Below are 19,805 nucleotides of genomic sequence, written 5' to 3'. Positions count from 1 at the left end.
GGGCGCCTAGCCGCCAGCGGCAGGCGGGGTGCGCTGTGAGTCAGCGAGCTCGTCAGCGAACAGGTGACTGCGATCGATCGTGCCGTTGCGATAAGCCTGGCGTCCGATCATATGCGCCGAAAGCGGAGCGGTCGCGAGCTGGATCAGCACGATCGGAATGAGAAATGCTACGACGGGCCACGATCGAAGCGACAGCGCAATTGCCAAGCAGATGAGCACCAAGCCCAGCACCTGCGGCTTGGTGGCGGCGTGCAGTCGTGACGGCACATCACGAAACCGCAATAGACCGATAGCGGCAGTGAGGCACAGCAGCGCACCAGCAAGAATCAGCACCAGCGCGGCGATATCGAGTGCAGCATCCCAGGTCATGCGTTGTCCCTCCGTGCTACAAAACGCGCGATCGAGATGGAACCGAAGACCCCGACAGCGGCGATGATCAGCATCACCGGAAGAGAGCGGGTGTGATGATTGATAGCCATCTCGGCGCCCATCACGCACATGATCTCGGTGAGAAGCACATCGGATGCGACCGCTCTGTCGAGAATCGACGGTCCGATGATGATGCGCCACAGCGTGAGCAGCGCCGCCACGGTGAACACGGCATAGATCACCATCAGCATGACGTTCACGAGGCGCCTCCTCCTGCTCGCTCGGCTCCAGCAAGCACTTGATCGACCTGATGGCGTGAACCGACCGCGCGCACAATGCGGCGTTCCCAGCGCTGGGTGCTCTTACGGTGCTTCTCGACATCGGCAGCGCTGCGCACACCGATCACGTGTAGGTAGAGAATGCGCCGCTCACGATCGGCCTCTAAGACAAGCGACCCAGGAATAAGAGACGCGGTCACCCCGACGTGGGTCATGATGAGGTCGTCATCGGTCAGCAGCTGCACCGCGATGATTGCTGCTCCGGGCTGCCTGCGAAGATCAAGCGCCTGCCACGCAACAGTGAGCGAACCTGCGACAAGTGACGCGAGAAACTCGCCAACGAAGATGAAGCCATACCAGAAATTGAGGCGCCCAGACAGTTCCACCGGGGGCAGTCGGAACACCCGGGTCACGAGCAGCGCCATGATCACGCCGGTGAGGAACGCCAGCCACGTGAACTGGCCCCACAGCAGCATCCACACCGCGACCAGCCAGACGAAGAAAGGCAGCTGGCGCCAGAGTTGCACGGCGAGCGGTTGCGGGCTCATTCCTCTGGCTCCTTCTCTTGGTCTCCGGTGCTGATCTCATTCTCTACTTCGAGCTGCACAAGTGTCACTGGCTGCAGCAGCGCATCGCCGATACGAGTGCAGATCGCGTAGAGCGGGCCAGCGAAGATCGTCAAGGCGACTGTCACCGCCACCATTCCCGCTGTCGCAGCGGTCATGATCTTCGGGATCGCGCGGCGCTCGGTGTCGACACCGGACGGCGATGCTCCCAGATACGAGATGCGTGCCTCAGTTTCGGCGGAATCATCGTCTTCGCGCCAGAATGCGAGGTTCCACGCGCGCATCAAGGCGTAGAGGGTGAGCAGGCTGGTGGCGATGCCCCCGACGATGAGCACCATCATCAACCAGGTGCCCTCTTCAGCCGCGGCGTCAAACAGCGCGTACTTGCCAATGAACCCAGAGAACGGCGGCAATCCACCCAGGTTGATGGCCGGAATGAAGTACAGCACGGCGATTACCGGCGCGGCCTTCATCAGTCCCTTCACCCGAAGGATCGACGTACCGCCCGCGCGACGTTCGACGAGGCCGACCGCCAAAAAGAGCGTGGTCTGCACCACGATGTGGTGGACCATGTAATAGATCGTGGCGCCGATTGCCGCAGGTGTGGCGATCGCAAGCCCGAAGATCATGTATCCGACGTGACTCACGAGGGTGAACGAGAGAATTCGCTTCAGCTCGGCCTGCGCGACTGCGCCCAACACCCCGACGACCATGGTTGCCAGCGCCACCCACAGCAACACGTCGTTGATGTCATTGTCGAGAAACATCTCGGTTTCGGTGCGGATGATGGCGTAAACGCCCACCTTGGTGAGCAACCCCGCGAAGACGGCGGTGACCGGTGCTGGTGCGGTGGGGTACGAGTCTGGCAGCCAGAACGACAGCGGGAACACGGCCGCCTTGATCGCGAACGCGAGCAGCAGCATGATGTGCAGCACATACTGCGTCTGCTGCGGCAGCCCGCCCATGCGCTCAGATATCTGCACCATGTTCACGGTTCCCAGCGCGCCGTAGATCATGGCGATGGCGGCCAAGAAGAGAATCGATGACACCAGCGACACGACGATATACACGACGCCGGTTCGGATGCGTGACTCCGTAGAGCCGAGAGTGATCAAGACGTACGAGGCAACGAGGAGGATCTCGAAGCCGACGTAGAGGTTGAACAGATCGCCCGCAATGAAGGCCGTGAAGATGCCCGCGGCGAGAATCAGATATGACGGGTGAAAGATCGACACCGGGGTGTCGTCATCGTTGTCTGCCGCTCCCTGGCCCACCGAGAACAACAGCACCGCGAGCAGCACGATGCTCGAAACCATGACCAGCAGCGCCGCAAGCCGGTCTACGTAGAGCACGATCCCGAATGGAATCGGCCACCCACCCACCGACACCGCGATGGCGTTGTTGCTCGAATCCACGGTCGCCAGCAAGACGGCGGCGATGGCAGTCACCAAGGTCAGAGTGGTGACAGAAACGACAATCTGCGCGCGGCGGTACCGCCCCGCAATCAGCGCCAACGCGGCTCCCAGCAACGGAAGTGTCACGAGCAGCGGCACGAGCTGGGGTGAGATCACCAAAAAGAACTGGTTCATTTCTCACCACCCGCTGGCAGGTCATCGTCTGCGCTTTGCGGCCGGTCAACACCGGCATCGTCGTTCAGACGCGAGTAGTCTTTCGCCCCGAGCACACGAATGGGCGAAGTGTCGAGGCCGACGAAGTCGGACCGGGCACCCTGGTCGTCACCCTCGATCTCAGTCTCGACGTCGATCGCTTCATCAACATCGCTCGTGCCACGGCGCACGGCGATGTCTGCTTCATCGTCGGTAACCGTATCTGCCTGGCCCAGCTGCCACGACCGGTAGATCAGGGCAAGCAGAAAAGCCGAAATGGCAAACGTGATCACGATAGCTGTCAGTGTCAGCGCCTGAGGGAGCGGATCCGACATCTCATCGACTTCAACAGATCCGTAGAATGCCGCTTCACCGGGCTGACCCATCACGATGAGCAGCAGAAGGTTCGCAGCGTTTCCGAGCAGCAGGAAGCCAATCAGCACGCGGGTGAGACTGCGCTCGAGCATCGCGTAAACGCCGCAGGCAAAGAGCACTGCCATGATGATGATCAGTACGAGTGACACGCTCATCGGATGTTCACCTCGCGCGTCGTTGTGCCAGCAGCATCCATCGACTGGCGATCGACCTCGGCGCCCAGGCTGCGCAAGACGTCGAGGACAAGGCCAATCACGACGAGATAGACGCCGATGTCAAAGATCGTCGAGGTGACGAACTCGATGTGTCCGAGCACGGGAATCTCTGCCTCGAAGACCGCGCTCGTCAACGGGGCCGCGCCGAAGAACAGCGGCACGATCGCACACGCGACCGCGATGCTCATTCCGACGCCGAGGAGGCGACCCGCATCAGTGGGTGCTGCCGCACCGAGTTCGTAGCGGCCGCCCGCCACGTATCGCATCACGAGGGCCATGCCAGCGACCAAGCCGCCCGCGAAGCCGCCACCGGGAAGGTTGTGACCGGCGAACAGCAGATACAACGACACCAAGATGATCGTGTGAAACAGCACTCGGACAATGACTTCGAGCAGAATCGAGCGATTCTCAGGTCGAATCTTCTGCCCGCCCACCAGCCACGCGGTGCGGGTGCTGCCGCCGGCGGTGCGAGGCTTCATTCCGTCAGGCGTTTCAACGAGAGGTGTGCGGCTGCGCCCGAACCGGTCGGGAATCGACTGCACCTGCGAGAGGGTGTCGGAGCGGTGCGTCACGAAAACGAGGGACGCCACACCGGTTGCCGCGAGAATGAGCACCGAGAGTTCGCCCATGGTGTCCCAGCCGCGGATGTCGACCAGCGCCACATTCACCACGTTCTTGCCATGCCCGAGTGTGTACGCGAGCTCGGGAAACTGCTCAGAGATCGGTGGCGTATTTCGCGCTGCAGTGGCGACGATGGCTACGACCGCCATCGTGATGCCGACTGCGGCACCGAGCAACGCCCGGAACAGCGGCGCCACAGACTGGTTGTGATCGCCGAGACGCGAGGGAATGCGCCTGAGAACCAGGGCGAACGCCACCAGCGTGACGGTCTCGACCAGAATCTGGGTGAGCGCAAGGTCGGGGGCGCCGCTGCTTGCGAAGAGCAGCACCATTCCGAGCCCGGTCACCGAGACCAGCACGACACCCGTGTATCGCTTGCGTGCTCGCACCGCGATGATTCCCGCAACGATCATGACCGGCGCCACCAGCAGCTGCATCGGGGTCTGATACAGGTCAAGCTCTGACTGCCAGTCAGAGCCAGCGAGTAGTGCCGTTCCTTCTGCGGCGACGAGCACGACGAAAATCGTGCCGACATACACCGGCAGTGAACCGCGTTGCGTGAGGCTGGTGGTGATGACAGACAGCCGCGCGATGCCACGCAGCGTGATGTTGTACACGTCGCTTGCGGTGAACGGCAGCACGCGTGAGGTGAGATCGCGCTTCGCCGTGATCCAGAATGCCACCGCTCCCAGAACGAGGGTGCCGAGCGAGATCCACAGCGCGGCCTCGAACCCGTGCCACAGGGCCAGGTGCGCAATCTCGTCGGGAGCCGCGATTCCGGGCGAAGACAGCGGCGACTGGTCGGCGTAGCCTGCCAGCGGTGCGTCGAGAGCTGCGGCGAACAGACCGCCCAGAATGGTGAGCGTCGAGAGGATCAGCGGCGCGCTCAGGAAGCCAATTGAGGTCTTGGGCCACGTTGTGGCTGGGGCCGGATCGCCGTTGACACCCGGCTTGGTCCAGAATGCGCCCCACAGAAACCTGATGCCGTATCCGGCGGTCAGCACTGCGCCGGCGGCGACGCCCACGAGGGCGATGATTCCCCAGACCTCGCCCTGCACGGCTTCGTCAAGCAGGGCAGTAAGCGTTGCTTCTTTGGCCACGAATCCGATCGTGGGAATGACACCTGCCATTGAAGCGATAGAAACGAACGCCGCCGTTGCGAGCAGCGGGGCTTGCCGCCCGATGCCCGACAGTTCACCGATGTCGCGGGTTCCGACCTGACGATCGATCACACCGACGATGAGGAAGAGCGCCGATTTGAACAGCGCGTGGCCTAGCAGCAGCGCAATGCCAGCGAGAGCGGCGTCGCGCGTGCCGTAGCCGAGCGCGACTGCCAGCATGCCGAGCTGGCTGACCGTGCCGAAGGCGAGGATGCGTTTGAGGTCACTTTCGCGCAGCGCTTGAAAGCCGCCCAGCAGCATTGTGAACACTCCCAGGGTGATCACGATGGGTCGCCATGTCGGAGTGAAGGCGAACACGGGCGCAAGCAGGGCGATGAGGTAGATGCCGGCCTTCACCATGGCCGCGGCATGCAAGTAGGCGCTGACAGGTGTCGGCGCAGCCATGGCACCGGGAAGCCAGAAGTGGAACGGGAAGATCGCCGACTTGCTCAGTGCTCCTACCAGCAGGAGCACGAGGGCGACGTTGACAACCGTTCCACTCGGCGCCTCGGCAAGGATCAGCGAGATGCTCGAGGTGCCGGCCTCGACCACCATCAACACCACGCCGATGAGCATGACGAGCCCGCCGAGAGTGGTGACGAGCAACGCCTGAAGGGCTGCTCGTCTGCTGGCCGCCCTGCGGTGGTAGTAGCCGATCAGCAGGTAAGACAACACGCTGGTGATTTCCCAGAACATCACCAGCACAACGAGGTCGTCAGTCAGCACCAGGCCGTACATCGCGCCGGCAAAGGCGAGCAGCACCGCAGAGAACTGTCCGAGACCCTCGGCGTTGTCATCGAAGTACCAGCGGCAGTAGATCATCACGAGTGCGCCGACGCCGGTCACGACGAGGGTCATCAGCCACGAAAGTGTGTCCATGCGCATGGACAGCGCGATATCGAGGCTGGGTATCCACGCGTAGGTCTCGAACGGCGCGCCGCCAGCGACGACCGTTGGGGTCATCATGAGCGCCTGGGCGAACGCGATGAGAGGCAGGACCGCCGCGACGAGGAAGGCCCGTGAACCAATGCGGGCTGCCAGCCACGGCAACAGCATTGGCGTGATGGCAAACGCGCCAAGCAGGAGGAGCATCAAGCTTCCTCCTCGTGGTCGTCGACCGCGGTAAGCCCGCGGTGCTGGCGATCAGGGTGTCGGAGTCAGTCTACCCGTGCGCCGCGCTCGTCCGGTGCTGCTGCCGTGGTATTCCCCTCGCGGAATTCACAGGTGAAGTTCACGCTCGCTGCGGGGACGCCCTTGAGCATGGCGGTGACTGCTCGGCCGGCGGCCCGCCCCTTTTCCGTGGCTGGCTGCACCAAGGTGGTCAACTCGAATGGCGCAAGGCCGTCTACAACGATGCCGTCGAAGCCTGTCACACTGACGTCTTCGGGCACGCGCAACCCAGATTCCTGCGCCGCGCGAATAACCCCGGCCGCAAGCAGATCGCTCTGTGCGATGACGGCCGTGACCTGGGGCATCGCGCTCGAGAAGATGGCACGTCCGGCGATCAGCCCTTCATCGATGAAGCTTCCGGCGGCGGCGAACACCGGTGCGTCAGAGAAGACGTCGCGGGCACCAGCCAGTCGGTCACGGGTGACATCGATGCGAATGTCGATCTCATCATCAAGCCACGCTCCTCTCCAGCCCGAACGCACCGGCAGCGCGGCAATGGCTACCCGTTCGTGACCGAGTGACCTGAGGTGGCTCGCTACTTGCCGTTGCGCTTCTCGGTTGTCGAGCCCGATCCGAGGAACGTCAGCACCGGCATCGCCCTCGATGACGACGACGGGAATGCCCCGTGCCTTCACCGCGGCCAGAGATTCGCGAAGATTGCCGCTGCAGCCGATCAATACGGCGGCATCCACCGGCGCGGTGGTGAGAGTCGCTGCGCGAGGCGCGTCCGCATGGGGCGCATCGCGCAGCAAAAGCAACCCGGCCCCGAGCTCAGCGACGCCGTCAGCCAGTCCGTCCATCATGAGCGTCTGCACAGGATCGAGAAACGCTGTCCCAAGATGCTCTTCGAACACCACGCCGACAATCCCAGAGCGGCCGCTGCGCAACGAGGCGGCCCGCGGGTCAGGACCGGTGTATCCCAGAGCCGCAGCTGCCTCGGTCACCCTCACGCGGGTGGTTTCAGACACTGGCGCTTTGCCGCTGAACACCACGGATGCCGTCGACGGCGAGACACCGGCCTCGCGCGCGACGTCAGAAATGGTCGCCCGACGCGTGCTCATATCGGTTCGATCATAGACGGGCCAGCTGCCGGGGTCGAATCGATTCGAGAGTGGGTATTCGAGTCGCTAATGTTGCGGCTATGGAACTCGCCCTCACCCGCTCAGAGCTCGTGCGCTGGCGCACCGCCATTTTTGCGATCTTTCTGGCAAGCGGGCTCAGCATCGCCACTTGGGCTTCTCGCGTTCCGGCGATCAAAACAACGCTCGATGTCGACAACACCCAGATCGGCTTGATGCTCTTGGGCGCTGGTGTCGCCTCCATCGTTGGTCTGTCACTCGCAACACCCGTTCTGGCAAGGTTCGGAGCGCGCAGGGGCATGCTAGTCGCGATTCTCACCTTCGCCGCCGGCGTCGCCGTCATCGGCATCGGCACCGATCTGCTCGGGTCATATGTCGCCGTGATCGCGGGCCTGGCGCTATTCGGTCTGGGCAACGGAGCGGTCGACGTGATGATGAATGTCGAAGGCGCGGCGATAGAAAAGCACACCGGCAAGACGATTCTTCCGCTGTTTCACGGGTTCTTCAGCTTCGGCACCGTGATCGGAGCGGGCATCGGGGCGCTGGCCGCCGCGTGGCAGATCAACGTATTGCTGCACGCCCTCTTCATGACCGCGATCATCATCATCATCGCGGTCGTCTCCTACGCCAATGTGCCGGTGCGTGAGATCACTGGTGACACTGCTGCCGCAGAGGACAAGCCGCACTGGCGTGCGCGCGTGCACACCGCTATGGCAGCGTGGCGCGAACCACGCACCTACGCCCTCGGCATCATCATTCTCGGGATGGCATTCGCCGAGGGTGGCGCCAACGACTGGCTTGCTCTCGGAATGGTCGATGGACACGGTGCCACCCCGGCGCTGGGTGCGCTGGGGCTGGCAGTGTTCTCGGTCAGCATGACGGTGGTTCGCGTGTTCGGTGGACCACTGGTGGATCGATTCGGCCGCGTCACTACCTTGCGAGTGCTGAGCGGTCTGGCAGCGACGGGTCTGCTGCTGTTCATTCTCGCGCCCACTGTGCCACTCGTGTTCGTCGGAGCCGCGCTATGGGGCGCTGGCACGTCGCTCGGATTTCCGCTGGGCATGTCTGCGGCGGCGGATGATCCCGCCAAGGCTGCCGCGCGCGTCAGCGCTGCCGCGACGATCGGCTACGTCGCCTTCTTGTGCGGCCCGCCGATTCTCGGCTTTATCAGCGAGCAAGTCGGTCTGTTGAACACGCTGTACATCCTCGTGGCGCTCGCAATCGCCTCGGGTCTGGCCTCGTCTGCAGCGAAGCCGATTGCGGGCTCGAAGGTTGGCGCGGGCCATCAGCACTGACCCCGACTAGGCTCGTCGGGTGCGCCTCGTTATTGCTCGTTGTTCTGTCGACTACACCGGACGGCTGACGGCCCATCTGCCATTGGCCACGCGCTTGCTCGTTCACAAGAGCGACGGAAGCCTGCTGGTGCACAGCGACTCACTGAGCTACAAGCCATTGAACTGGATGAGCCCGCCCTGCCGCCTCGAGGTCGAGGAACCCGATGAAGAGTCTGCTTCTGTTGGAGTCATCGAACACTGGCGCGTGACCCACGCCAAGACCGGCGACTCGTTGCTGGTGCGCATCTATGAAGTGCTCCACAACTCCAATCACGAGCTCGGCGTCGATCCCGGGCTGCAGAAACACGGGGTCGAGGCTGACCTGCAGCGTCTGCTTGCTGAGCAAGTCGAGGTGATCGGTGACGGACTCACCTTGGTGCGGCGGGAGTTTCCGACGGCGATTGGTCCGGTCGACCTGTTGCTTCGCAATCCCGAAGGCGGAACGATCGCCGTCGAAGTGAAACGGCGGGGCGACATTGACGGCGTCGAGCAACTCACCCGCTATCTCGAACTGCTGGGAAGAGATCCGCATCTGGCACCGGTGACGGGAGTTTTTGCCGCCCAAGAGATCAAACCCCAGGCGAAAGTGCTCGCGACAGACCGTGGCATCCGCTGCGTCACGCTCGACTATGACGGCATGAAAGGAACCGAGTCTGGGGCACCGCGCCTGTTCTGACTCTTTCGAACGATAGCGTTGACGCGTGACAACTCGCTCTCGCTGGACCTGCATTCTCTGGGACGTTGACGGAACGATCGTGGATGCCTCTGAGGGCATCCTTCGGCGTCTCACCGTCACACTCGAACATTTCGGAAGGCGAGCGCCGACTCGTGCCGAACTCGTGCACTGGATCGGGCCGCCAATGTTTGAGTCATTCCAGGTGAGCGCCGGCATGACGCCAGAAGAGGCCGCTGAGGCGGTGGCGTACTACCGAGTGCACGGCAAGGCCGACGGATACACCACGGGTGCCAAGCTCTTTCCCGGCATCGAGGAACTCATCCATGAGATTGCCGCCGCCGGAATTGCGCAGGCCACCGCGAGCTCGAAGCCTGAGATTCAAGTGGTGGCCCTCATGGAGCACTTCGGGCTTGCACCCTCGCTCACGACGATGGCGGGGGCCAGCCCCGATGAGAAGACGCTGAGCGCGAAGGCAGACATCGTCGCGGAGGCGCTGCGCCGGCTGCGCGTTGCAGGCGTCGACACCGACCAACCGGTACTCATCGGCGACCGCCATCATGATGTCGAGGGTGGTGCGCAGCACGGCGTGCCCGTTATCTTCGTGCGATGGGGATTCAGCTGGCCTCACGAGGCTGACGGCGCGATGGCAGCGGTCAATTCCGTCGACGAACTGCGCGATCTTCTGCTGATCAACGACACCGACAACTAAGCGACACCGACAACTAAGGGGGCCCGCAGATGGATGACACCACACGCGGAGTTCTCGAGTGGGTCGTTCCTGCGGTCGTCGTCTTCGTCACCGCCGCGATTGTGATCGCGGCGGCTATTTGGGCGATCAGGCGCGCGCGTCGCTCGCCTCGCGCTCGAGCCGGAGCCGAGCAGGTGCGCTCCCGCGCGGGCATCACACTGGTACGCCTGGACGATGCCGTCGATGAGCTTGAACTCGAGGTAGCACTCTCTGGTGCGCTCTACGGCGGCCACGCCCCCACGTCGCTGCGACGAGCAAGGCTGAGCGCGCAACGCGTTCGCGATGACGCCTTTGCTCGGTTCGAGGCGATCAGCGCAACGCACGTGCACCCGGCCGAGATCAGACGAGTGGCCAACCGCATCGAGGCGCAGGCGCAGGCCGCACTCGCCACAATCGCGAGCGCCCGTGCTGAGCACGCGGAATGGATGGCGGCGAACGTGTCAGCGTCCGACCAGATCGCAGCCGCCGAGCAGAGACTCCGCGAGCTTCGTGATTCGATGGGCGACCCCGAGGCGCTCGTATCGTCGATGGCGGCGCGCTACGACGCCGAAGAGTGGAAGCCCGCCGCGCGTGCGGCCCACGGCGCCCTTGCCGCCGTCGCAGATGCGCAGCGGCACCTCGCCGCAGCGATCGAACTAGCAGCGGATCCTTCGCGCGCTGCGCTGCCAGAACTCGCCGCAGCAGAGCGTAGCCTTCGCAGCGCACAGGTCGACGCTCGCGCGCTCGAGGAGGCGCACCGGCTCGCGGCGCAGGCCTCGGCTGCGCTCAGCGACGAACTCGCCGCCGCGCGCACCGCAGTGCGCCAAGCGATCGTGGTCCGTGAGCATCTCGGCGCCGAAGCGAGCGACCTTTTGGGCAATGAGATTCGAGCGTGCGATGCCGAGCTGAACAAGATCGAGGTGGATGCTGCCCGTCGCCCCACCGACGCCGTCAACCAGATCGCGCGAGTACGTGATCGCCTCGATTTGGCCGTGGGCGATGCCAACACAGCGCAGCAGCGCATCCGAGGCGCGCGCACCGCACTGCCCGGCACTCTGGCTGCCGCGCGCATCGCCATCGCGCACGCGGAAGCATCCCTCAGCCATTCCTCCACAAGCGCCGATGCGCGATCGCGCTTGATCGCAGCTCAAGCATCGCTGGCTGACGCTCGCCAAGCGAGCGACCCCGTGGCCGCTCTCGATGCCGCACGGCGAGCGCGATTGCACGCTGAAGATGCCAGCGCCCTGGCCGACTACGACTCCGAGCAGCAACGAAAGAAGATGCCATGACAGGCTCCCCTGCAGTGCCCGATGACGTGGCTCCGCGCCAGCGGCCCGGTTTCGTCGCATTCGTCGCGCATATTCCGGCGACGATCTCGCTTATCGGCATCATCCTCGCCAGCGGCATCATCTGGGGTGGTCTCTGGTCGCCGTTCGAGCAGAGCCCGACCTTCGACGTCGTCGCCTACGGCCTTCCCGCTCTCGAGGCAGGTCGCTGGTGGACTCCCGTCACCGGCACCTTCTTTGTCGTATTGCCGTGGGTGTACGTTCCGACCATCCTCAGCTTCGCCGGAATGGCCTACCTCGAGTGGCGTCGTGGATGGCGTGTGGCGCTGGCTTATTTCACGATCGGCCAGCTCTTCGCTGTACTGGCCTCGTCTCTGCTCTTCTTGGTGCTCGCCCGTCTGCCGTGGAACTGGGCGATCACCGAAGCCGCCGCGCTGGATGTAGGAGCCTCGGGCGGAACGATGGCGTGCTTGGCGGCAGCGATCGGCTTGCTGAGACAGCCCTGGCGAGTGCGAGCGTGGCTTGTGCTGCTGGCGTTCGTGGGAATTGCGGTTCTCTACTGGGGCGAGCTCGCCGACGTCGAGCATCTGCTCGCCGTCGTGCTCGTGCTCTCGGTAGACCGCTCGCTCAAGGTCCGCCGCACCACGGTGCGCGAACAGCGATTGCTCGCAGTGGTCGGAATCACCTTTCTCGTGGCGCTCGAGATCGTCACGCTGTTGGTGCCCACCGATGGCATGTTCGGACCGACCGAACCCGCCGATGGCGGCTTTGTCGACGTCGCGATCGACCTTCTCGTGCTCATCCTGATCGGGCGCGGACTACTGCGAGGACGCCGCTGGGCCTGGATCATCAGCCTCATTCTTGCGGCCATCAACCTGCTCTCGGGCATCGTCGTGGTGATCTTCATCGTGTTGGTATCGGAGTCTGTCGTCGAAGGCACTCTTGACAGCGAAACCGAACTGGCCGTGGCGAGTTCGGTGCTGTGGACAGCATTTGCCATCTATCTGCTTCGCGTGGGAGGAGCATTCCGTTCCCGACGCAAGTCTCCGCTCGGTGATCAGCCCACGCCGGCGCTGTCGGAAGTGAAAGAGGCTCTCCACTCGCACGGTGGCGGAACGCTCTCGTGGATGAGCACGTGGGACGGCAACGAATACGCTCGCGTCGGCGACAGCATCCTGACCTACCAACGGCGCAACGGTGTCGCCCTGGTTCTCGCTGATCCGATTGGCCCGGCAGGGTCTCGAGCCAAGGCAGTCACTGATTTCATCAGCATGGCTGAGGACGCCGGCCTCGTGCCGTGTTTCTTCAGTTCAGACGAAGAGACCAAGAAGGCGGTGCCCCCAACCTGGCGCAGCATTGTCGTCGCCGATGACACCATCGTCGATCTGGAAGGACTCGCCTTCACGGGAAAGCGCTGGAGCTCAGTGCGCACGTCGCTCAACCGCGCTGGACGCGAGAACATGACCTTTCGCATGACGACGCTTGGTGAAGAGACATGGGGCGTTCGTCAACAGCTGCGGGCGATTTCAGAGATGTGGGTCGGCGACAAGGGTCTTCCCGAGATGGGATTCACCCTCGGCACGCTCGACGAGGCAGCCGATCCGGAGGTGCGCCTCGCTCTTGCGCTTTCACCCGAGGGAGATGTCGACGGATTTCTCTCTTGGTTGCCGGTCTACGGGGCAGATGGACAGGCGCGCGGCTGGACGCTCGACCTGATGCGGCGGCGTGATGGTGGCTTCGCACCGGTGATGGAGTTTCTCATCGGCTCTTCTGCAAAGCTGTTCTCTGAAGAGGGAGCCCAGATCATGTCGCTGTCTGGTGCACCGCTCGCCCATGACTACCCGGCAGACGCCGGCATGATTGCCGCACTGAGCAAAAAGCTCGCTGACGCTCTTGAACCGGTCTACGGCTTTGCATCACTGCACCGCTTCAAGCAGAAGTTCCACCCCCGCTACGAAACGATGTATCTGCTCTTCCGCGATGAAGCCGACCTCACCCGTGTCGGCGGGGCCCTCACGCGTGCGTTCCTGCCCGACGCGACCGTGCGCCAGTTCGCGGGGGCAGGATTCGAGCTACTGCGGGGAGAGAAGGACTGAGCCGGTACCGCTCGCGCGCCACGACTGTGACAAGCGCCGCCGGTTTCTTTGCCTTGTTGCCCGAAACAGTCGGTACGCATCAAGAGTGTGCTCACCGATAACATCCCACTCCAACGGCGCGAGGTTGGGGCGCGCATCCTGACGAGAGGTCGTCGCCCATTCGATCGCGGCCTTGAGATCTTCGGCGGTGAGTTCACCGTCGAAGAGCTGAACCCATTCCTCGCCGAGTTGAGTTTGCAGCTCACGCATTGCACCAAGGTCGGGCACGAGTACCGGCCGGTCTGCCGACGCGGCGAGAATGGCTGAACCGGAGTTCTGGATGCGACTGTAGGGCAACACCACCAGATCGCTCGCGGCCAACACGACGGGAATATCCTCGTCTGGCACGAACCGCAGATCGAGAACAACGCGCGGGTCGTCGCCCGCGGCCTCGCGGATCTGCTGCTCGAGTTCTATGGGCGACGGCTTGCCTGCAATCAACAGGGTCGCGTCGGAGTCCAGCGAACGGAACACCTCAATCAAATGCGGGATGTTCTTGTATGGGCGAAGTTGACCGATGGCGACTATGACCGGGCCGTCAGCGGGCAGGTTGAGAGACTTCCGCGCTTCGTCGGGCCGCACTGCGAAGTCATATTCGTTCCGATAATGGCCATGTGCAGTCACCGCCGCGGGCACGTCGACGAGCTGCGGATACGCTTGCCGCGCAGCGTCGATCCCTTGCTCTGACAGCGCGATGATGCCGTCAACGTTGCGAATAAGCAGCCCTTGCGCCACTCGGCGAATGTGCGGCGAAGATCGCTCTTCGTGCGACGTGACGTTGTGCACCGTCCACACGAGCACCGTGCCGCGAAGCCGCGCAAAAGCCAAAGCTGAATAGAACAACGCCAGCCGAACAATATGCAGACTGCAGCGCGAACCTGACAAGAATGACAACTCGGGCCAGTGCAGATGCACGACATCGGTGCGGTGGGTGACCAGTCGCCAGTATTGGAGATCACGCACGTGCGCGCCGTGAACTTGGATCGAGCGATACAAGCTGCCGTTGTAGGGATTTGCCCCCTCCGTGCGAAATGCGGGTTCGGCCTGCACCCGAAGCTGCCGCGACACCAGACGCGGCTGGCGTCCGAAGAGAGTTCGCTCCGCGCTCGGGTAACCCTTGCGCCACGCCCGGCGGTTCGCCCAGACGTCTCGCCATGTACGTTTTGCGCTTCGAGTGGCCACTTCGAGACCGGCCCGCAAGCCTGCCCCGGCTTGCAGCAAGAGCACTCCAGCGAGCGCTGCTGGTGCAGTCCACACACACCAGAGATACGTCACCTTGCCCGCCATCACCATCGCCATCTTTCGACCGGTCGAGCCCGTCGAGCCGCCGACATCGTGCTGGATCACGGCCTCTGGGACGATGACGGGTCGATACCCCGCGGCGCGGGCTCGAGCCGAAAACTCGGCGTCTTCTCCGTAGAGGAAGAAGCGCTCGTCCATACCGCCGATTCTCTGCCAATCGGCCCGGCCGACCAGAAGCAGGCATCCGGTAACGACGGGGACCTCGCGGACCGTGTCGCGCGCCCATCCCCCCAACGACTCGGGGTCTAGCGCAGCAGACTGCTTGAACGCGGTGCTTGCCCCTGTCGCGAAGCACGCAAGGGACCAGAGCGTGGGAGCGCCCCAACACGACGAAGGATCGAGTGAGCCATCCTCGGTGACCGTGCGCCCACCGTAGATGCCGTACTCCGGGTTGAGTTCTGCAAAAGCGACCAGCGCTTCCAACGAACCTGAAAGAACAGTCGTGTCGGGATTCAACAGCAGCACGTACACCGCATCGGACTCCGCAACTCCGCGATTGACCCCGCGCGCGAATCCTATGTTCTCGCCGACATCGATGATCTTCACGTCAGGACACGCTGCGCCGATCCGTTCGACGCTGCCATCACTGGAGCCGTTGTCCACCAAGATCACTCGAAAGGCAGAATTCGCGCCACGCGGCACCGACTCGATGCACTCGATCGTGCGCTCGCAGGTGTTGTAGTTGACGATGATGACGTCAACTCGTGGAGCGCTCACGGTTCTGTCCGAGAGGTAAGGGAGTCGACGGTCTTGGCTGGCAGCGCATCGGGGCGCCAGCCAAGCACCCGTGCCGGAACTCCACCCGCGATGGCGTTGGCGGGAACGTCCTTGGTCACGACCGCGCCAGCAGCGACGATCGCGTCGTCTCCGACGGTCACTCCGGCCAGAACTACCACGTTCGCGCCCAGCCAGGTGCGTGCACCGATCACAATGTCTTGTTCGAGCTTTTCTTGGTCCATCGGTGCCGTGCCCCTCACGATCGCGTAGTTAGAGGCGGTGAGCGTCACGCGCGGTGCTAGAAGTGCCTTTTCTCCCACAAAGATCTGTCCGCTTGAGTTTCCGGCCCAGAGGGTCGAGTGCTCTCCGATGTGGGTTCCGCTGCCGAGGTGGATTCGCTCAGCATTTCGAAACGACACGTTCGGCGCGAACGAGACGTTGTCGCCGCGATCGAGCTTGCGGACCTGGCTCACGTAGGAGTAGCCGTAGAAGTGCAGAACTCGCAGCCCGTGCAGATATGTGCGCGGGTCAAGCACCGAGGCGATAGCGCGCAGGATTCGGGTCATGCTTGTGAAGTCCTGTCTGCTTGGTTGCCACCCGGCATCTCGCTCGTGGCTCCTGCCTCAGCAGAAGCAGGTGCCAATGCGTCGCGAACACGATCTGCCATCGCGTCGACGTCGAGCTCAAGACGCGAAACCACTGTGACAGAGAGCGTGTCGCCGTAGACGGTGCCGAACACCGAGACCTCGCTGCGCGGATCACCTGCCGGAAGAATGACGACGCGATCGACCTTTGCCTCACCAAACCACACCGGCTGCTCTGCCAACGGCATCAGCGTGGCGTAGCCAACCAACCGGCCTGGAGCTATGTCGTCGTCGCTCTCGCCGCGGACGATCTTGCGCACGATCGAGCGCACCGCGGCGACGCGCGTCTTGAGATCGGATTCGGGTTCTGCGTGAGCCCTCACCATCGACACGTGGTTGCGTGCATCGACGCCCGCGTTGCCGCGCCGATGCGACACCGGCACGAGAACATCCACACCGCGATCGTCATCATCGACAGCGCCCATCGCTGCGGCGACGAGCAAGTCGGTCAACGATCCGCGCAGCTTTGCGGCGCGGCGCACGGTCGACGACACTTCGACGTCGAACAGCGCGAGGTGAGTTCGCGGCAGCATGCGTGCGCGAAGGCCGGTGCGACGGATCCAATACTCCTTGGCGAATCGGGCATTGCGAGCGGCCAGCCGCTTGACGCGCTTGCGCATCGGCTTGCGCCAGTATTCATGCCACACACCGCGTACCGAGTCGCGGGACTTGACCAGTTCACGTGCGGCGTGCACTGGAATGGCAAACGAGCTCGCGGGGGCCCTGCCGAGCGTCAATACTTCGCGCTCTGCGTCAGCGGGCTCAGCCTGCGCTGTCGTGAACCGACGGATCACGCTGAAACCCCACTCGCCGTCGCCGACGGCGTGGTGCATGCGCGACCCGAGCGCAATCTGACCCGTGGTCAACACGGTGAAGCGCACATCCCACAACGGACGATCGTCGGGCAACACTGCCTCACCGAAACCCGCCACCTGAGCGACAGTGGCTGCCGAGAGGTCCGTTGGGGTGTCGTCGAAGGTCACATGAGACTCAAGTGCGAAGTTCGCATCTGGTACCCACGCGGGTGTGGTGAGCCCCAGCGGTGAAGACATGAGCTTCAGGTGAAACTCCGGCACACGATCAATCGCGCGTGCCAGCTGCTCAAGAACCTTGGGACGATCGATGCCGCCATCCGCCCTCAGGTATGGCGCGCCGTCCATCACAAGCACCGCTCCGGTATGCATTGCCTCGAACGCGATGCTGGAATTGATGTTCTGCTCATCGAGCGTGCGCATCAGGTCGATCTGTAATGGCGGCTTACTCATCGGAAACTCCGTCTGCTCTCAGAGTCGGCAGCCCATCAGGCGACCATGCGGGCACGAAACGTTCTCCCAGCAGTGGAATCGCACGCGCCTCCCGGATGCCTTCAAACACGCCCGTGATGAGCGCTCGATCCTGCGGCGAGGCACGACCGCCGCGTTTGGCGCGCGCGATCCGCGCCAGCGACCTGCGCAAAAGAGTCCAAAACACGCGCACCCCGAACAGAAAGTCGAGCCGAAGCCACTTTCCAACCAGCGCGCCGAGTCCGAGTCCGTAGCCGTGATGCAAGTGGACATACGCCTCACCCACGCGCGTGTTTGCGTGGGTGACGACACACGCGCCGTCATGCACGATCGTTGCCCCCGCGCGCAGAATTCTTATGAAGATATCGAGGTCTTCGGCGCCGGCCAGTCGCTGTCCGGCACCCATCACATCGTCAAACCCGCCGAGTCGCAACAGAACCTCACGACGAAACGCCATCACCGCCCCGTGGCCGGCGTCGAGTCCACTGAGTGGCGCGTCGTACCGCCGAGGCCGAGCGTATGGTGTGTCAGCACTCACCGTGTGATCCAGCATCCGCCCGGTCACCGCGGCAACTGATTCGGAGTCGAATCCCGAGAGCAGATGCTCTATCCACCCCGGGGAAGGCAAGCAGTCGTCGTCGGTGAAGACCACAATCGGACGCGCCGCCGTGGTGATGCCGACATTGCGGGCGATGCTCAGTCCTTTTCCTGATCGCGCGTAGTGAGCGTTGCGTTCCAGTGCGACCTGGCGCGTGTCGTCGGTGTCGCTTGCGCTGTCGACCACCAAGACTTCGATCTCTGGCGGTGACGTCGTACTGATCGCGGCGAGCGCGTCGGCGAGCATGTCGGCGCGGTTACGCGAGCAGACGATCACAGTCGTGTCACTGGCCGACGGCATCGGATCTCCCCGCCATCTGAACGGCAACCTGATAGGCCGCCAGCAACTCGATGGCGGCCGCGTCCCACGTCAAGTGCGACGCGTGCTCAAGCGCTGCTTTGCTGAGGCGCGCAAGTACAGCGCGATCGCTGGCAAGCAGATCGAATTGACTGGTGAGCGTTGCCACATCACCCGGCGTGTGGAGCAACCCTTGCACGCCATCTTCGATCACCGCCCCCGCGGCGGTCGAGACAAGCGGAACGCAACCCATCGCCTGGGCTTCATACGTCACGAGAGCGCTGCCTTCTTCGACTGTCGGCAAGACCAGCGCATCGGCCGAAGCGAGAGCGGCTTCGACGTCGTCGCTGAAACCGACAACGCGGACGCTCGGCTGGGCGAGATCACTAGCGATCGCGCGGGAGTACGCGGGAAGCATGCGTCCGATGACCGTGAACGTGCCATCCACGCTGGCGCGCGATGCGCGCCACGCCTGCAGCGCATGGTGAAGCCCTTTTCTGGGCTCTCCGAGACCCACATAGACCACGCGAAGTGGTCTCGGATCCGCTGAACGAACACGCGGCCGTCGCGTTCCCGGGCGGTATCCGTAGCGGTGACGCAACACCCTCTCAGGCGAAAAACCTTCGGCAACGAACGAATCCCGCACGGCCTGTGAAGGGGCGAGGATGGCTGTGGATGCAGCCCATTCAGCGCGCTCCATCCGGAGGTGGCTGGCAGAGGGGGTGTGCGCGGTGGGCTCGGCCACGATGCCGAGCCGGTGCGTCTCAGCACCGACAGTTCGCCATGCTCGCTCGGTGTGGGTATTCGGCGCTTCTCGCACCACCGCGACCCCCGATGCCCGAGCAGCGGCTGCCGTCAGTCCCTCGCCCAGCGGCCACAGGTGCGCAACATCGACCGGGGTGCGCGCCAAGGTGCGGCGAGCCTGCAGGTCGTGCCAGCGAAATGCGCGCTCTCGACCGATCGCACGATGCGGCACACGCAAACGACGAGCCGACAGCGTCGTGGTGACAGATGCCGCGCCAACGATCGGACGCCCGACACTCGCCGCCACCACGTGGACTTCGTGTCCTGCTCTGATCAGTGAGTCCGCCTGATTCCAGGCAGACCAGCCAATCCCCGTCGCGCCGAGCGAGTGCGGGAAAGAAATCAGTATCCGCATCCGCGACCCCCCAAAAGTCGTCAATCCGGGTAAGAGCTAAGGTCGCCTGCACTCAGGCCACGCCCAGTCCCCGCCACCACTTTGCGGCTTCAGACAGTGTAGGGGCAAGCAGTCGATGGCCCTCGCACCGAATCGTCGCGCACCATTAACATCCTGGCAACATGCGAACGACCTTCCGCGCCCACTATGGTCATTGGGTGCCGACTT

The 19,805-nt window shown here is 63.5% G+C and carries 17 protein-coding genes; 5 read left to right on the top strand and 12 right to left on the bottom strand.

Annotation, left to right across the window (positions count from 1 at the left end):
- Positions 1 to 6: 6 nt before the first annotated feature.
- The 7 genes from mnhG to WDU96_RS01595 form a co-directional block, all read right to left on the bottom strand.
- A complete protein-coding gene (mnhG, locus tag WDU96_RS01625; protein ID WP_337336736.1) occupies positions 7 to 369 on the bottom strand; it encodes a monovalent cation/H(+) antiporter subunit G in 363 nt (120 codons plus the stop codon).
- Positions 366 to 620, bottom strand: coding sequence for an MrpF/PhaF family protein (locus tag WDU96_RS01620; protein WP_396668903.1), 255 nt, complete (start codon positions 618 to 620; stop codon positions 366 to 368). The genes mnhG and WDU96_RS01620 overlap by 4 nt, the downstream gene beginning before the upstream one ends.
- A gap of 5 nt (positions 621 to 625) precedes the next feature.
- The gene (locus WDU96_RS01615) at positions 626 to 1,195 is read right to left on the bottom strand and encodes a Na+/H+ antiporter subunit E (RefSeq protein ID WP_337336734.1); all 570 of its coding nucleotides are present in this window, start codon (positions 1,193 to 1,195) and stop codon (positions 626 to 628) included.
- Positions 1,192 to 2,802, bottom strand: coding sequence for a Na+/H+ antiporter subunit D (locus WDU96_RS01610; RefSeq protein WP_337336733.1), 1,611 nt, complete (start codon positions 2,800 to 2,802; stop codon positions 1,192 to 1,194). Before WDU96_RS01610 ends, WDU96_RS01615 begins: the two co-directional genes overlap by 4 nt.
- Positions 2,799 to 3,350, bottom strand: coding sequence for a Na(+)/H(+) antiporter subunit C (locus tag WDU96_RS01605; protein ID WP_337336732.1), 552 nt, complete (start codon positions 3,348 to 3,350; stop codon positions 2,799 to 2,801). The genes WDU96_RS01610 and WDU96_RS01605 overlap by 4 nt, the downstream gene beginning before the upstream one ends.
- Positions 3,347 to 6,283, bottom strand: a complete 2,937-nt coding sequence (locus WDU96_RS01600; protein WP_337336731.1) for a Na+/H+ antiporter subunit A — start codon at positions 6,281 to 6,283, stop codon at positions 3,347 to 3,349. The genes WDU96_RS01605 and WDU96_RS01600 overlap by 4 nt, the downstream gene beginning before the upstream one ends.
- A gap of 65 nt (positions 6,284 to 6,348) precedes the next feature.
- On the bottom strand, positions 6,349 to 7,422 hold the full coding sequence (locus WDU96_RS01595; RefSeq protein ID WP_337336730.1) for a LacI family DNA-binding transcriptional regulator: 1,074 nt from the start codon (positions 7,420 to 7,422) through the stop codon (positions 6,349 to 6,351).
- A gap of 80 nt (positions 7,423 to 7,502) precedes the next feature.
- Here WDU96_RS01595 and WDU96_RS01590 point away from each other — a divergent pair, with 80 nt between their 5' ends.
- From WDU96_RS01590 to WDU96_RS01570, 5 genes are read left to right on the top strand one after another with little or no spacing between them, the layout of a single operon-like run.
- Entirely contained in the window at positions 7,503 to 8,735 is a 1,233-nt protein-coding gene (locus WDU96_RS01590) for an MFS transporter (RefSeq protein WP_337336729.1), read from the top strand.
- Between the two features lie 19 nt (positions 8,736 to 8,754).
- A complete protein-coding gene (gene nucS, locus WDU96_RS01585) occupies positions 8,755 to 9,450 on the top strand; it encodes an endonuclease NucS (protein WP_337336728.1) in 696 nt (231 codons plus the stop codon).
- Between the two features lie 25 nt (positions 9,451 to 9,475).
- Positions 9,476 to 10,159 carry an HAD hydrolase-like protein gene (locus tag WDU96_RS01580; RefSeq protein WP_337336727.1) on the top strand — a complete coding sequence of 228 codons (684 nt, stop codon included), beginning with the start codon at positions 9,476 to 9,478 and terminating at the stop codon, positions 10,157 to 10,159.
- Between the two features lie 29 nt (positions 10,160 to 10,188).
- Complete coding sequence (locus WDU96_RS01575; protein WP_337336726.1) at positions 10,189 to 11,466, top strand: coiled-coil domain-containing protein; 1,278 nt, start codon at positions 10,189 to 10,191, stop codon at positions 11,464 to 11,466.
- The gene (locus WDU96_RS01570; protein WP_337336725.1) at positions 11,463 to 13,559 is read left to right on the top strand and encodes a bifunctional lysylphosphatidylglycerol flippase/synthetase MprF; all 2,097 of its coding nucleotides are present in this window, start codon (positions 11,463 to 11,465) and stop codon (positions 13,557 to 13,559) included. Before WDU96_RS01575 ends, WDU96_RS01570 begins: the two co-directional genes overlap by 4 nt.
- On the opposite strand, the gene WDU96_RS01565 is transcribed toward WDU96_RS01570, so the two are convergent.
- The 5 genes from WDU96_RS01565 to WDU96_RS01545 are packed head-to-tail and all read right to left on the bottom strand — an operon-like array spanning position 13,536 to position 19,598.
- On the bottom strand, positions 13,536 to 15,617 hold the full coding sequence (locus WDU96_RS01565; protein ID WP_337336724.1) for a glycosyltransferase: 2,082 nt from the start codon (positions 15,615 to 15,617) through the stop codon (positions 13,536 to 13,538). The two genes, WDU96_RS01570 and WDU96_RS01565, sit on opposite strands and share 24 nt — an antisense overlap.
- Positions 15,614 to 16,183: an acyltransferase gene (locus WDU96_RS01560; RefSeq protein ID WP_337336723.1), complete on the bottom strand. Its 570-nt coding sequence runs from the start codon at positions 16,181 to 16,183 to the stop codon at positions 15,614 to 15,616. The genes WDU96_RS01565 and WDU96_RS01560 overlap by 4 nt, the downstream gene beginning before the upstream one ends.
- A complete protein-coding gene (locus tag WDU96_RS01555) occupies positions 16,180 to 17,526 on the bottom strand; it encodes a wax ester/triacylglycerol synthase domain-containing protein (protein ID WP_337336722.1) in 1,347 nt (448 codons plus the stop codon). Before WDU96_RS01555 ends, WDU96_RS01560 begins: the two co-directional genes overlap by 4 nt.
- Positions 17,519 to 18,442, bottom strand: a complete 924-nt coding sequence (locus WDU96_RS01550; RefSeq protein WP_337336721.1) for a glycosyltransferase family 2 protein — start codon at positions 18,440 to 18,442, stop codon at positions 17,519 to 17,521. Before WDU96_RS01550 ends, WDU96_RS01555 begins: the two co-directional genes overlap by 8 nt.
- Complete coding sequence (locus WDU96_RS01545) at positions 18,426 to 19,598, bottom strand: glycosyltransferase family 4 protein (protein WP_337336720.1); 1,173 nt, start codon at positions 19,596 to 19,598, stop codon at positions 18,426 to 18,428. Before WDU96_RS01545 ends, WDU96_RS01550 begins: the two co-directional genes overlap by 17 nt.
- Between the last annotated feature and the right edge of the window lie 207 nt (positions 19,599 to 19,805).

Source organism: Microbacterium marmarense, from assembly GCF_037204165.1.
In the GTDB taxonomy this organism is placed as follows: Bacteria; Actinomycetota; Actinomycetes; order Actinomycetales; family Microbacteriaceae; genus Microbacterium; species Microbacterium marmarense.
The sequence above is the reverse complement of the archived record's forward strand: the minus strand, read 5'-3'. Positions and strand labels throughout refer to the sequence as shown.